Below are 13,493 nucleotides of genomic sequence, written 5' to 3' on the forward strand. Positions count from 1 at the left end.
TTTTTTATGGCACAGCGTTAAAATGAAGTAAATACGTTCGTGCAGCGCGTTGCACTGAGGGTACGATTATTTGGCAAGTTGTCAACAGGCCAATCGGACCAAAACGCCGCAGGCGGCGATGCATGGCAGGTATGTCTTTTTACATATGGTAGCGGGACCCGAGAACGCAAGTCGCGCTTCACGTTGCTCGGTCGAGGGCCAGGTCGGTGAAGCTCCAGCTGCGCACAGGCCACGTTTGAGGCGCAAGCTTCACCGTCGCATGTGTGCCCTAGCATGGAAACGTCGGACGGCAGCGCCACCATTCGTGGACAAATATCAGGCTCGCGGGCCGCTCAAAACATTGCTGCCCGCCCGCGTCGCTCAGGGCACCACGTTCAAGCCGACGCATCCGGACGCGGACGATGCCTACGAATGGATGGGACTGGAGGCCCGAAAAGAGATCTTTGCGCTTTTGGATGCAGCAGTAGCCGATCCTGCCGCAACGGTCAGCATGGTCGCCTACGACATGAGCGAAAGCGAAATCATGGACCGCCTGTTCGCGCTCGGTCCGCGCCTCAGGATGATCATCGACGACAGCGATAAGCATGGGCTCAAGACAAGTGGTGAGACCCAGTCCGAGACACTGCTCAAGGCTTCCGCTGGCGAGGACAACGTCAAGCGGGAACGGATGGGAGGTCTCCAACATAATAAGATGATTATCGTGGATGCGGCCGTCCCGCGCGCCGTCTGCGGTTCGACAAACTTCAGCTGGCGCGGGCTCTATGTTCAATCGAACAACGCCTTGCTGTTAACGGGCGCTCAAGCCGTCGCCCCCCTCAAGGCTGCGTTCGAGGCCTATTGGAAAAAGGATGGGTTCGCCAACGGTCCCTCACCCGACTGGCATCCGCTCGGCTTGGCGGGCATTGATGCCAGCATCACCTTTTCTCCCCATGACACAGCCCGTGCCCGCCTTGCGGAAATCGGCCAGGATGTCGAAAAGGCCCAGGCCTGCCTCCTCTATTCCCTGGCTTTCCTGAGCATCACAGGCGGTGCTGTAACCGACGCCGTGGAAGCGGCTACCAACAGCCCGGTTTCACCTACGGCATTTCCGACAACAACACCGGTGTCACCGTTCATAAGCCCAATGGCAACACTGCACCCGTCTATTTCGCTCGCCTCAACAAACACGTGCCGACGCCGTTTAAGGTCGAACCTTACACCGGCATCGGGCCAAATCTGCACCACAAGTTTGGTAATCGATTTCAACACACCTGACGCCCGCGTGTGGACCGGTTCTTACAACTTCAGCAAGCCCGCTGACCTTCAGAACGGAGAGAACCTGCTCCTCATCCGCGACCAAAAAATTGCGACATCGTATATGGTCGAAGGGATACGCATCTTCGACGACTACCATTTCCGCGTCACCCAGGAAGACGCTGCAGAGGCCAAAAAGACATCGTCCTTGCAAAAGGCGCCTACGGCCGGTGAAGACCCATGGTGGGCTGAGGACTATACAGACCCGTTCAAGATCCGAGACCGTGAGCTGTTCGCATAGAGCTACTCTTGCGCCAGAGCCCGGTTCTCAGGGGTTGGCAGGCACATTGCGATCTTTCAGGGTCTCAATGAGCTCCCGCAGAATGGCATTCGTTTCGTCCTGCCTGCGGCGAACTTCCTCGACAATTCTTCCGGTCGCCTGATCGTCGCGCTCCTTGAGCGCCTCAATTAGTTTCTGGTTGTCAGCGCTAGCCGCCCGATCGGCAGAAACCACCTCCCGCGTGAGAGCCTCGATCGCCGGAACGGTGCGATTTGGCGAAAAGTAATCAACGACCATCGGGGCGAAGGGACTCAGCGTGGCGATCACGAGCGCAAATACGCCGACAAGAATTGCTTTTTTGGCTGAACTGTCGGTCTGGCTGGAGGCCTCTTCGAACTTTCCTATAAAGGTCGTTGCCTGGGCTTGAATATCGTTGCCGATCCGCGCGGCGTTTGTCATGACATCCAGCATGCTTTCAAACTTCCGTTCGATTTCTGCCAGCTGCGCATTCGTGTCCAGAATGGGGTTTCTGGGCATCTGGAAATCCGGCATTCTAGGGGCCGAAATAGCTCGCTCGGTCAATAGCCCCCCGGCATCCGGCTTCGAGATTGAATCGAGCAGTCGCCTTTGGCCTTCCACCTGATCCAGTATGGACCTCATTGCAGGCGACGGCTGTGTGAGCGATTCAAAGCGCTTCCGAAGCGCCTCCGCCTCCTTCGAGGGCCGGAGCAAATCACTGAACTTGTCTTGCTGTTCCTGCAGGCGGATGGCCAAGTTTTTAGCAGGATTTACGTGTGACCCAATACCTGCAAGTGTTTTTGCAATCTCGCTCAATGGCTTGGCACCACTGCCGGTGCTTACCTTAAGGTCCTCAAGCTTGATGGGCTTGGGAGAGTCGGGAGAATCGTCACTCATCAGTCATGGTCCCCATGGGATAGCGCCGGTTAGATATAGGAATCCGGAGAACACAGTGCCAGTTCGAATGGCCCATCTCGCAGGCATGCACTCCGACAACCCACCGCCATTCCGGTGGTCTAAATCGGCAGCTTCGGCGCAATGTCGGCGACGAACAAGCGAAGCGCCATGGCGATCTCGCTGAATTCCTCCGCGGTGAAAGAGACCGTTTCCCCCAAGGCGAAGACACGAATACGCAAGTCTCTTTTGATTTTGATCGTCGCGCCCTTTTCAAAGTACTGGTTCTTGTGAACCTCGATCTCTTCCCCGTCGCTGACGGTAGAACATTTCAAACGGGGCAACTTCAGGCTAAGGGCCCCCGCGCCTTCGTCGCAGTCAATATGACCTACAACGCCATTGCGATGTTCCAGACAGTTCCGAGCCCTCTGAAGCGAGCGGTACTCCTCAAAGAAATCGAGCTTCGTCGCCAATTGCGCCTGCACGGCCAGCAGCAAATCTGGAAAATTGAGACTCGACGCCTTCTTTTCCGCCGCGAGATAAATGTCCTCGAACTCGCCCCAGGTCTCGACCTTGCGTCCTTCCCTCAAACCAAGCGTGTAGATGTAGGCTTGCTCGAGCGTAGCCCTCAGCCCCCTGGCCAGTTCCTGAAACGCCTTCCCCAATATCCACGCGCGATAAGCTAGCTTGGCCTTGGCTTGATCGGCGTGAGGCACGAAGCTCAGCCCGGAAAACCCGTCCCGAGGTAGATCGTTGAGATCTGTAGCCTCGATCGCTGACGTGCATACGGCCACCATTTCAGTCGCCAAGCGGATGGCCTGAAGCGCCGGCGCGATCACGCCGTCGCCGTTGAGGGTGACCGTTACACTGGGTTTGTCTTCTTCCGTCACGGCGTCAATGAATCCGTGTCGGCGATGCCGTCGCCCGTGTCGTGATGCCAAGGTAGGCTAATCTGCATGGGGCCATTTGTGCTCCATGGATTTAGCTTCACCACCTTAATTTTAGCTTTTGCACCCTTTTTCGGGCCGCAACTGCAGCCGCTTTTGTACTCCAGGTGAGTTGCTCGGCGGGGCCAAATGATTCACCGATTGGGGTCTGGGGTAAACGATCCCCTCCAGGCATTTTGCTGGTAACGACCCTTATTCTTTCACCCTGTTCGAGCGCCGCGATGTTGTCCAAAGCCGCACCCAGGCGAAATTCCATGACGTTCAGCATGTGCTTAACCCGCTCTTTGTCCGTGGTAGAGGGGAATGTCCGGCGGCCTTCGGAAAACGCTTGAGTTATGTCATCAAATTTCGCGTCTGTAGCCATCGCAAATAAGTCCTGTAGGAAGATGCGGTTGCGCCGTCCGGCCTGTAACAATCCGGGGGCACGGCGAGCATAGATCTTCTCGACCAAATCTGAGCAAAATGACGTTCGACTTGCCGCGTATTGCGAAAAACCCAGCAGGTAGTCATATCGCTGATAGCAAAAATAGAAGAAGTCATAAAACCAAGCACTTTGCTTGCTGATTTCGTGCTGGAGGGCGTCCAACGCGTTCTTGAATGACGGCTTTGGCCTCGCTCTCGGAAGTATGGAGGGTCGACGTAGGATGCGGAACTCTCCGGGAGCTAAGCTGTCGAAAATAGCTGACTCGGCGGCAATCATCACGCCGCTTTCTGGCGTTGCATCGGCCCAAATCCCGGAACCGACACAGACCATAACATGGGAGAATCGGGCCCCGTGCCTTCCAAGCGCTTTCTGCCCGATAACAATCAGCCGGCTCAACCAATCATGTTGATGAACGAACGCTATGTCGCCCACCTCGGAAAATGTGACGCCGGGAGGGATCGCCATTTAACGCCAATACGAGCGGCTTATGTAGGTGAGTGCAAGGCTTGTGAGAAACGCCACCAGCGCAACTGTCGCATAGATGAGGGCAGGGCTGGAAGTCGCGGCCGCTTCCGGCTTCAGGAGGGCGATGACCAGAGGATCGATTTTGCTGAACGCGTATCCGCTCAGAAATCCGTAAACGAGCTTTCCTAAGCTGGCAAACGCTTCGCGTTCACCATCCCCGTAAGGTGATATGAATATTCCGGCTGCCCATCCAAGGGATGCCCCGAGGGTGCCGCTGAGGAGACATGGGTAAAACAGTTCAGGCCTACTCGCATCGTAGTTCTTGGCGAACATAAAGAGGCATCCAAAAATCAGGATACTGGCGATCAAACCGACTATAAGATCTGAGCCATCGCCCCATTTTCCCCTTTCACGCCTGGCGCGCCGCTGATTGTCTGAGATCCTGGCGCGCTCATCTTCTGACAGTTGAGATGTCGACGGACTCGATAACTCAGCCATGACCCCCCTACGTCGTCTCCCGGTGGCCAGGCTTGCCTTGATCCAGCAATCAACGGCCTTGCTGCGTCACCCGCCGACGGAGCAGCTAGGGAAGACGATGCCTGCGGTTTCGGGGATTGATAAAGCGGCTTGAACGTCCTGAACAAGCGTTCAGATGGGATGCTACAGGTCAGCCCAGGAGTGCGAACGGTTTAGAAGAAGTGTGCGGACGGGCGGCGACGCGCTAGCCCGGTGATGACGACCCGAAAGCGACCGTTCTTCAGAAAGTAAACCGGCAGGGTCTGGTGATCGAGTGCTCCGGTTATTCCGATACGGCAAGAACATTTTCCGTTTTTTATGCCTGTAAGCGCGCCGGCCATTGACCCGATGTTTCGAGCATGTTTCTAATAGAGTGAGGGTGTAATCTCGGTAAGTATTTCAATCGGTAGTGTTTGAAATACTAGGGATGGGGGAAATGCCATGTCGGGGCAATATACGGCTCCGCCTGTTCGCCGGTTGCGGGTCTATGCCTTCGACCCGCAGGCTTCTACGTCGGCTGCGACTGCAGGCGTTAATGTTGCAACAATTAAAATACCTTGGGAGCAGAGCTGGGAGGAAGAAATTCAGCCCGGCCCCATCAATGACTACCTTGAAGTTATTGATATCGATCCGGTCAGCGGCCAATTTTATGAGCCGGTGGACCTCAATCACCCCTACCTCCTGGCTCAGGACGGCTTGGCCCCCTCGGAAGGCGATCCCCGCTTTCACCAGCAGATGGTGTTCGCCGTTGCAATGAAGACTATTCGAACTTTCGAACGGGCGCTTGGCAGGAGAGTCTTCTGGGCTCCGCGTCGCGTTCCCAACGGGCGAAAATACGAGCCGGTCTATAAATTGCGTATCTATCCCCATGCCCTTCGCGAGCCCAATGCTTATTACAGCCGGGAAAAGAAGGCCCTCCTGTTCGGCTATTTTCAGACGTCCGCGCACAGCGCCGGCGCCAAATGGGTGTTTACCGCGCTTTCGCATGACATCATCGTTCACGAGGTCACGCATGCTATCCTGGATGGACTTCACCGGCGGTTTGCTGAACCGACCAGCGTAGACAGCTTGGCGTTCCACGAAGCCTTTGCCGATATCGTCGCTCTGTTCTCACATTTTTCGCTTGAGGAAGCAGTCAGCGCCCAGATTGCGAAAGACGGCGGTAGCCTCGACAACCGCTCCCTCCTCAGCGGCCTCGCCCGGCAGTTCGGCGAGGCTACCGGCCGGGACGGAGCCCTTCGCGAGGCGATTGACGATCACAGTGGCGCTGCGCCCGTGATCTTGCGCGACGACATGACGGAGCCTCACGAACGCGGCGCGGTCCTGGTGGCGGCCGTTTTCGATGCTTTTCTGTCGATCTATGAGAACCGCACCGCTGATCTGCTCAGAATCGCCGGCATCAGACCCGGCATTGGTCCCGACCAGAACCTCCATCCAGACCTGGTCAAACGATTAACCCGGGAGGCGAGCAAGGCGGCGGAACACGTGATGCGAATGTGCATCCGCGCCCTCGACTACCTGCCGCCAGTAGACGTCCGCTTTGGCGATTTTCTCCGGGCAATCATAACGGCGGACTATGACCTGGTGCCCGATGACGTGCTTAATTATCGGCTCGCCATCATAGAAGGGTTTCGGCGGCGCGGTATCATCCCGGAGGGCTGTCTCTCTTTGGCTGTCGACAGTTTGTTGTGGGAGGCGCCGGTCCATCATCTGGCGGCCGATTATGACGATTTGGACCTGGATTTGGAGCCAAAATTCGATCGGACGACGGCAATCAAGGCCGCTGAGGAGAACGCGGAGAGCGTGCATTGGTGGATCCTGGGATCGGAGAGCTTTCGGACCACCGAGGATAAGCCATGGCAAGAGGTGTGCGGAGTAGTCTTCCGACGAGGTTTGATCTCGTATGACGACCGCGAGACGATACTGAGCCGGCCAGGGGACCCGAAGGGATTTGCTCCGCCCGTGGAAATTCATTCTGTAAGAACCTCCCGGCGAACAGGACCCGACGGCCAGGATCTCCGCCAACTTATCATTGAAATTGTACAGCAGCGGCGCGGCTTCTACGATCAGAACGAACAGGAGCTTCAAGACAAGCACGGCGATAACCCGTCGGGCGCGGACTTTGTGTTCCGCGGTGGTGCCACACTCATCTTCGACCTTCGGGAGGGTCACCTGCGTTACGCAGTCCGAAAGCGAATTAGTGACGATGCCCGGCTGGAGCAACAACGCGATTTCCTTGCGGGTTACCGCTTCGGCTCGACTGCGTTCGGTTATGGACTGCAAGGGGGATCGACCGGCACTGCGTTGGACGAACCGTTCGCTCTGGTGCACCGGGGAGGTTAGGTGTGGGGATATTGAAGCTCTTGAGGATCAGGATGTATCGCGGCATCTTGGGCGATTGCTTCCTCATTCGCACCACGTTGGACGACGGCGGCGCGGAGTTGGAGCGATCCATACTTATAGATTGTGGGGTCCTCCAGAACGTTGCCGCTGGAGCCGATCTGATCGCCAAACTTGACCCGAAGGTCGTGAACCGGATCGGTAAAAAGCGCCTGTCCGAAGTTGAGGCAGGCCCGGCCCGCATTTCAGCGATCGCGAAAGACGTCCTGAAGACCGTCGGCAACCGGATCGACCTGCTGGTCATAACCCACGAGCACTACGACCATCTGTCCGGGTTTGCGTTCGAAAAAGGCGCATTCCTTGACGGTGCGGTTTCCATCGGCCGGCTTTGGATGGCTTGGACCGAAAACCTGAAAGATCCGCAGGCTCAGGTCCTAAGGGCACGATTTTCGAAGGGAAAGCAGGCTTTGGCGGCGGCGGCCACGCTGGCGCAAGGCGATGCGCATCCCGGCTTGCGAACGGCAGCGGCGCTTGCCGCTTTCGCCGGGCCAGTCGCCATAAACGGGCTAGGTGCATCGGGCGTCTTCGGGACGGCCGAAATCATGCAAATGCTGAAGGATAAAGCTGGTGCCGATTCAACATCTTATCTTGAGCCTGGACAGGTCATTGACCTCGACGAGTTCAATATCAAGGCCTTTGTTCTTGGCCCGCCTCGAGATGAAGTTTTGCTGCGAAAAGACACCCCATCCAAGGGACAGGCGAAGGAGGTATATCTGACGCGTCTGGACGCCGCCGCGGCGGCGGAAAGCACAGTAAATGCCCAGCTCTCGCTTCTTGCCAATCGAACCGACACAGTCCTGCCTTTCTCGGCCGTTTACCAAAGACCCCTGAAAGAGAAAACCCGTCGCAAGAAGGCGACCAAGTCGGGGGTCCGCAAACTGTATGACGCTCCGGCCGAAAAGTGGCGTAGGATTGACAGCGACTGGACAGGCTCCATCGAAGCTTTGGCCCTGAAGATGGATTCGGATACAAACAACACCAGCCTGGCACTGGCGTTTGAACTCCCCGATGGCCAGGTATTGCTGTTTCCCGGAGACGCCCAGGTGGGGAATTGGCTGTCTTGGAATGACCAGACCTATCCTCCCGCCGCGAAGACTATGTCCTCGGGCAAACCTGTCACCGCAGAGGACCTGTTGCGCCGGACAACCTTTTACAAGGTCGGACACCATGGGAGTCATAATGCCACGGTCAAAGCGCTCGGTCTGGAGCGCATGGTCGACCCACGACTAGTAGCCGCGATACCGGTCGTAGAGGCGGTCGCGGCCATTCAAGGTAAGGGTCGAGCGGAACCTGGAAGCGGGTGGAGGATGCCGTTCGAGGAGCTTTACAAGGCGTTGCAGGAAAAGACCAAGGGACGCATCGTTCAGGGCGACGGTAATCCAACCGTCGAAAAACGAGCTTTCCGAAACAACCCGACGTCAGCAAAGCGGCCGGTCAAGATCGAACACAGCGATCTTTTTGTTGAGATGACGTTCGACCTTTCATGATGCCAGCTGCTCGGGTCGGCGGGGAATTCTCAATGGGGGGTATACGATGGTCGTTCTAATCAACGGCGAAACCAAGAAACTTGGAATTGCGCTCTCGGGGGGCGGGTTTCGTGCTGCCGCGTTCCATGTAGGGACGTTTACGGCTCTCCAGGAACTCGACTTACTCGACAAGCTTGATCTCATCAGCTGCGTGAGCGGCGGGAGCGTGGCAGGCGCCTACTTGGCGCTGAATTGGGGCAAACAGGATGTGCTGAAGGGCCTTTCGGACTATCTGCTGACAAAGTCGATCGCCGTCTCTTCGATCATCGGAGGTATCCTGGACCCCTTCGAAACACGCCTGGAGAAGCTTGGCGCAAGCTACGATCGGGATCTGTTCGCGGGTGCACGGCTATCCGCTCTCAGAGATGGTCCACGAATCTATCTCAACGCCACCAACCTGGCCACCGGCAACATGTTTTTCTTTGTTGCAGGCAAGGCATTGGCGCCCGGAGAAGACGCTGGAGAAACGATGGGGGAGCACGAGAGCGGCACCGCGAATGCGAGTAACTATCCAATCAGCTTGGCCGTGGCAGCATCCTCGGCTTTCCCGCCCGTGTTTCCCCCGCTACGGCTCAATGCCGACATCTATCCCAATTCCCTGAGCGAATACGCGACGCTGAGCGATGGAGGCATTTACGATAATCTGGGCGTGAACCCGTTGATGCGAGCGCGGCGCAATCCCGTCGATGTGTGTTTTGTAAGTGATGGCGGCAAGCCGTTCGCCGTGTCCCCTCATCCGACGGAGTCCGGGACAATCGTGCTCAAGGAGGCGATCAACATCATGATGGAGCAGGTAAGAGGTCTTCAATTTGCTCGTCTGCAATTGTCGTACGACGCGAAAAAGGGCCCGAAACCCATCTGGTTTTCAATCGACAGCCGGGTAGGCGAGGAACGGCCTGGCGACGCCGCTTTCGCCTCGCTGGTGGCAACAGATTTAAAGAGATTGGAGGCCGAAGAGCATGAGGTTTTGGTGCGACATGGTCGGGCCCTCACGATGGCACGCGTCAAATCCTATGCACCGGAACTCCTTAAGTAGCAAAGTGTCAAACGCGCCGCCTTGCCGCTTACCCGACACGGACTGCAAGGACGTTATCGTTGGATATATCGCCTCATATTCTATCCAGGACAAGCAGTCCTCAACGCCAAGTGCCTGCCGCGGCGAGATTTGTACCCTCAGTCTCTACATCAGGGACAGCAAGCTCGACTGGGACATCCAGAAGCAAATTTCAGGCACTGGCAAGGCCATCTTCGTGAAGACCTTTGGTGAGCCCGACCCCGAGACCAAGTGATGCGCCATAGTGCCTCCAAATGGCCGCTGCTCTGGGCTGTCGGCGCCGCCATTCTCATATCTGCTCCGGCAAGGGCCCAGGAAGAACCAACGCAACCGAACCCGACACTGAGGTTCAAGCTCGACCGGCGCGACGGGTGCTTCCGCTACATAGGCGATGCCTGTCGAATTCATCGGCCGCTTCAAGACCGGGAGCTACGTCGGCGTGTCCATGATCACCATCGGCCGGCCCACGACCAGCAGCCGCGACTACTCGATCTTGTTCGCGCCTCGTGCCGCTTGGGGCAGTTCAGCCTTTGTCACCATCTGTGGCCGCGTTACCCCACCTTCTTAGCAACCGGACAGAATCTCCGGAGGGCGCTGACTTAGGACCGCTGGACAGCCGCCATATGTCGTGGTCTGTCTTCCTTTTCAAGGAAGCGAAATGGAATCATTATCGGCAGCGGGACCGGGTAAGAAGCGGCTGGCGGTTTTCCTTGATGGAACCTGGAATTCCGTGTCGGACAACACCAATGTCTGGCGCTTGCGCGCCCTGTGTTCAACGAAAGACACCGGAAACCCAGCCCAGCTCGCCTACTATGATATCGGGGTGAACGGAGTCATTGGCGGAGCCTTTGGGAAGGGGCTGCTCAGGAATATCCTTGATGCCTATGAGTGGCTGGTCGAAAACTACAACGATGGTGACGACATCTTCGTGTTCGGCTTCAGCCGTGGCGCCTTCACTGCGCGTTCTCTGACAGGCTTTATCACCAAGTGTGGCCTGTTGAGGCCGGGTGCCCCGTTAAGCGTCAACCAGTTGTTCGCCCGGTACCGCCGACGCGACGCGCTGACCGTGTGGAAGCTTCATGACGACTTGGTCGCAGGCCCGCTGAAGGCCTCTGCCCTGGAAGAACGCTGGATGCTGAAATACTCCCGCCGCGTGCCGATCAAGCTGGTGGCCGTCTGGGACACTGTCGGCGCGCTCGGCATTCCCGCGTTCAGCTGGGAAGGCATCAGTCGGACCAGTTTCCGATTTCTGGACACGGGCTTGAGGGTGCCAATCGAGAATGCGTTTCACGCCCTTGCCCTCGATGAGCATCGCAACAGCTTCATGCCGACGTTATGGACGAAGAGAATCCCTACCGATCCCCAGGCGGTGATCGCACCGCCGCGTCCCTACAGCAGTGTCGAGCAGCGTTGGTTTGCTGGCGCCCACGGTAATGTGGGCGGCGGATACCCGAATGATCTGCTTGCACAGGCTCCTCTCAGCTGGATCATCGAAAAGGCCCGGTCCCACGGTCTCGCGTTCAGGAGCGACATCGAGGTGGACGACGGGGCCCTCGACGCTCCGATTTCAGACTCTTACCGGGAGTTCATGCGCGGCTCCTACGCCATCCTCAGCAAGAGGCATCTTCGGCCCATTGCATCCCCTCCCGGCCGGGACCCGGATGCGACGTACATCAATGTCAATGAGACGATTGATGGCTCGGTCTTCGAGCGGTATCGCCATTCGTCAAGCTACCGGCCCGCCAATTTGGTTGAGTGGTCGACTCGCAAGGGCGTCGATCTTGACGCGGTGATGGGTTGGGTCGATGCCGAACAGCCTGGAAAGGCGGTTGGCGAGATCCACTGACCGCTGAGTGGCGTGCAGTGCCGCCGTCTGCTTCCAGGATCTGGCCGTTCCGGCTGACATGCAGAGCGCGAAAGATGCGCCGTGGGCGGAAATGGAGTAAACGTCGTCCACCTAGATAGTAGATGCTTTGCGCTCTGCCTCAGACGGGAGGGGGAGCGCGAGGGGCGGGCCAGGGGCACGCTCGCCTGGCCTTGGCGGGTTCGATACCGGCTCGAAAGACATTCCGGACGCATTCAAGGTCGGGGCATCGCTGCCCTGACCTTGAATGCGAACCGTGCTTAGTCGGCGGCGATTGCCATACTTTCGCTTTCTACTTTGACCGTCGCCCGCAACGCTGCGGGAAGCCAGCCCTTGCCGTCCAGTTCCTTCTCGGCCTGCAAGAAGCTTCGGGTTTCGGGGCGCGTTCCACCGTCGGCCCACGACTTGCAAAAATGTTTGAGGATGCCTTCTCGCAAAAAGGAACGTCGGCTGGCAGGCCCGTGGCCCGGGACTGGGTGGCTGCCTTGGCCGAACTTGAAGCGAACCTCAAGCAGTGCTCCGCCAATTCCAGCCACTGGTCACTTGGCTCATCGCCGTGCCCTTGGTGCAAAATGGAAGGCGCCACTGGCGTCCCGCTGTTCTCAACCGTTGTTCCCGCCAGCGGGGCGACGCTTTTCGATATCGCCGGATTCCAGCGCAGGTGGACGCCATCCCGCATCCCGGGCCGGTGCCGACCGTCCCCGAGAAGAATGTGACACCAGATCCCAACGCCTTGAAGCTCAAGGGGCACGCGCGCCGCACCAACTTCCGGGCAGGAGTAGCGGCCGCAGTAGTCGGCGTCGCTGGCTTGATGATGGCGCAGATCTGGGTGCTGGGCATTGCCTTGGGGGTTTTTCTGGGGTTGAGAGGTTTCTTGAACAGGGACAGTGAGGCTGCGGAATACCGGCGCATCGCCGGCGAGGCCGCCACCCAGTGGAAAAACGCGCAAACCACGTGGATGCAGAGAGCCGGGCCGGATGCCTTCGACAGGCAAAAAACGGTGCTCGCCGGGCTCAGGCGCGAATGGGACATCTTACCTTCCAAACGGTAGCCAGGATCTCGGAGCTCGAGCGCAACCGCCGTCAGGCGCAACTGCACCGGTTCCTGGACAACTTTGAAATCTCATCGGCAAAGATCGAGAGCATCGGACCGGGAAAGAAACAGGTCCTGGAGTCGTATGGCGTCGAAACAGCGCTCGATGTCGAGAGGAACAAGCTCTACAGCGTGTCCGGATTCGAACCCAAAACGGCGCAGAAGTTGTTAAATTGGCGAAGGTCCGTCGAAGCCCGCTTTGTCTTCGATCCCTCACGCGCGATCGATCCACGCGATATCGCGCAGATTGACCAGGATATTCTCGGCGACCGCAAGCGGCTGCAGGGCGCCTTGGTTCTCGGTCTTGAGCAACTCAAGCAGACAAGAGCCCAGATTCTTGCCGCCCGTGAACACAGTCGCCCGGAAATGGAGCGGTTGGCATTGGATCAGTCGTCGGCAAACGTTGCCGCGATTTCAGGTTGAGACGGCTAACGCTGGATCGCCAATCAGGCTCGGTGGGTTTTGGCATACCTTCATCACCCCGGGTTGCGCGTCAGTGTGAAATACCCATTTCACCTTGTTGGAGGCCTCGACGATTTTGGCCGGTCGGAGCGCTGACTCGAAGGAGAGGTGAACGGCGGCTTTGCGCCTCATTCCAGCCGCTCGAATTGCCCAAGCCATTTCCTGAAAGCTGCCGATCCAGGGGATCCGTCTGGACGTCGATGGCAAGGGTGGTGGACGTACGGCTTCGCCACCAAGCAGGCCGCAACGGATTTCAGGATGTTACGGGTTAGGCGGTGACCCTTGGGCCACTCATGCAGCCATGTCTCATGCTGTCTC

At 57.8% G+C, this 13,493-nt stretch carries 12 protein-coding genes; 7 read left to right on the plus strand and 5 right to left on the minus strand.

Features of this window, described 5'->3' with window-relative positions:
* Positions 1-304 precede the first annotated feature (304 nt).
* Positions 305-1,534 carry a phospholipase D-like domain-containing protein gene (locus EN859_RS08090; RefSeq protein ID WP_189350325.1) on the plus strand — a complete coding sequence of 410 codons (1,230 nt, stop codon included), beginning with the start codon at positions 305-307 and terminating at the stop codon, positions 1,532-1,534.
* Between the two features lie 27 nt (positions 1,535-1,561).
* Here EN859_RS08090 and EN859_RS08095 read toward each other — a convergent pair whose 3' ends face one another.
* The 4 genes from EN859_RS08095 to EN859_RS08110 all read right to left on the minus strand — a co-directional run bounded on the left by EN859_RS08095 (position 1,562) and on the right by EN859_RS08110 (position 4,594).
* Complete coding sequence (locus EN859_RS08095) at positions 1,562-2,428, minus strand: hypothetical protein (protein ID WP_091600494.1); 867 nt, start codon at positions 2,426-2,428, stop codon at positions 1,562-1,564.
* A gap of 119 nt (positions 2,429-2,547) precedes the next feature.
* Positions 2,548-3,315 carry a hypothetical protein gene (locus tag EN859_RS08100; RefSeq protein WP_091600493.1) on the minus strand — a complete coding sequence of 256 codons (768 nt, stop codon included), beginning with the start codon at positions 3,313-3,315 and terminating at the stop codon, positions 2,548-2,550.
* A 97-nt stretch (positions 3,316-3,412) separates the two neighbouring features.
* Positions 3,413-4,261: a hypothetical protein gene (locus EN859_RS08105; protein WP_126089953.1), complete on the minus strand. Its 849-nt coding sequence runs from the start codon at positions 4,259-4,261 to the stop codon at positions 3,413-3,415.
* Positions 4,262-4,594 carry a hypothetical protein gene (locus EN859_RS08110; RefSeq protein WP_091600491.1) on the minus strand — a complete coding sequence of 111 codons (333 nt, stop codon included), beginning with the start codon at positions 4,592-4,594 and terminating at the stop codon, positions 4,262-4,264.
* A 624-nt stretch (positions 4,595-5,218) separates the two neighbouring features.
* Between EN859_RS08110 and EN859_RS08115 the strand changes: the two genes are divergently transcribed.
* The 4 genes from EN859_RS08115 to EN859_RS08130 all read left to right on the plus strand — a co-directional run bounded on the left by EN859_RS08115 (position 5,219) and on the right by EN859_RS08130 (position 11,603).
* Positions 5,219-7,120, plus strand: coding sequence for a hypothetical protein (locus EN859_RS08115; RefSeq protein ID WP_091600490.1), 1,902 nt, complete (start codon positions 5,219-5,221; stop codon positions 7,118-7,120).
* 32 nt (positions 7,121-7,152) lie between these two features.
* The gene (locus EN859_RS08120; protein WP_126089952.1) at positions 7,153-8,664 is read left to right on the plus strand and encodes a hypothetical protein; all 1,512 of its coding nucleotides are present in this window, start codon (positions 7,153-7,155) and stop codon (positions 8,662-8,664) included.
* Between the two features lie 46 nt (positions 8,665-8,710).
* Positions 8,711-9,739, plus strand: coding sequence for a patatin-like phospholipase family protein (locus EN859_RS08125; RefSeq protein ID WP_091600488.1), 1,029 nt, complete (start codon positions 8,711-8,713; stop codon positions 9,737-9,739).
* A 676-nt stretch (positions 9,740-10,415) separates the two neighbouring features.
* The gene (locus tag EN859_RS08130; RefSeq protein WP_091600486.1) at positions 10,416-11,603 is read left to right on the plus strand and encodes a DUF2235 domain-containing protein; all 1,188 of its coding nucleotides are present in this window, start codon (positions 10,416-10,418) and stop codon (positions 11,601-11,603) included.
* Between the two features lie 278 nt (positions 11,604-11,881).
* Here EN859_RS08130 and EN859_RS08135 read toward each other — a convergent pair whose 3' ends face one another.
* Positions 11,882-12,157 carry a hypothetical protein gene (locus EN859_RS08135; RefSeq protein WP_091600485.1) on the minus strand — a complete coding sequence of 92 codons (276 nt, stop codon included), beginning with the start codon at positions 12,155-12,157 and terminating at the stop codon, positions 11,882-11,884.
* A gap of 125 nt (positions 12,158-12,282) precedes the next feature.
* Between EN859_RS08135 and EN859_RS08140 the strand changes: the two genes are divergently transcribed.
* Together EN859_RS08140 and EN859_RS08145 are read left to right on the plus strand one after the other, a co-directional pair.
* A complete protein-coding gene (locus EN859_RS08140) occupies positions 12,283-12,672 on the plus strand; it encodes a hypothetical protein (RefSeq protein ID WP_091600484.1) in 390 nt (129 codons plus the stop codon).
* Complete coding sequence (locus EN859_RS08145) at positions 12,645-13,136, plus strand: hypothetical protein (RefSeq protein ID WP_091600483.1); 492 nt, start codon at positions 12,645-12,647, stop codon at positions 13,134-13,136. The genes EN859_RS08140 and EN859_RS08145 overlap by 28 nt, the downstream gene beginning before the upstream one ends.
* The last annotated feature ends 357 nt before the right edge of the window (positions 13,137-13,493 follow it).

This window comes from Mesorhizobium sp. M00.F.Ca.ET.216.01.1.1, from assembly GCF_004010325.2.
Classification (GTDB): domain Bacteria; phylum Pseudomonadota; class Alphaproteobacteria; order Rhizobiales; family Rhizobiaceae; genus Mesorhizobium.

Bases quoted from the DNA above. Each gene is read 5' to 3' on its own strand.
- EN859_RS08115 (WP_091600490.1), top strand. From the start codon at position 5,219: ATGTCGGGGCAATATACGGCTCCGCCTGTTCGCCGGTTGCGGGTCTAT.
- EN859_RS08120 (WP_126089952.1), top strand. From the start codon at position 7,153: ATGTATCGCGGCATCTTGGGCGATTGCTTCCTCATTCGCACCACGTTG.
- EN859_RS08105 (WP_126089953.1), bottom strand. From the start codon at position 4,261: ATGGCGATCCCTCCCGGCGTCACATTTTCCGAGGTGGGCGACATAGCG.
- EN859_RS08145 (WP_091600483.1), top strand. From the start codon at position 12,645: ATGGGACATCTTACCTTCCAAACGGTAGCCAGGATCTCGGAGCTCGAG.
- EN859_RS08130 (WP_091600486.1), top strand. From the start codon at position 10,416: ATGGAATCATTATCGGCAGCGGGACCGGGTAAGAAGCGGCTGGCGGTT.
- EN859_RS08110 (WP_091600491.1), bottom strand. From the start codon at position 4,594: ATGTTCGCCAAGAACTACGATGCGAGTAGGCCTGAACTGTTTTACCCA.
- EN859_RS08125 (WP_091600488.1), top strand. From the start codon at position 8,711: ATGGTCGTTCTAATCAACGGCGAAACCAAGAAACTTGGAATTGCGCTC.
- EN859_RS08095 (WP_091600494.1), bottom strand. From the start codon at position 2,428: ATGAGTGACGATTCTCCCGACTCTCCCAAGCCCATCAAGCTTGAGGAC.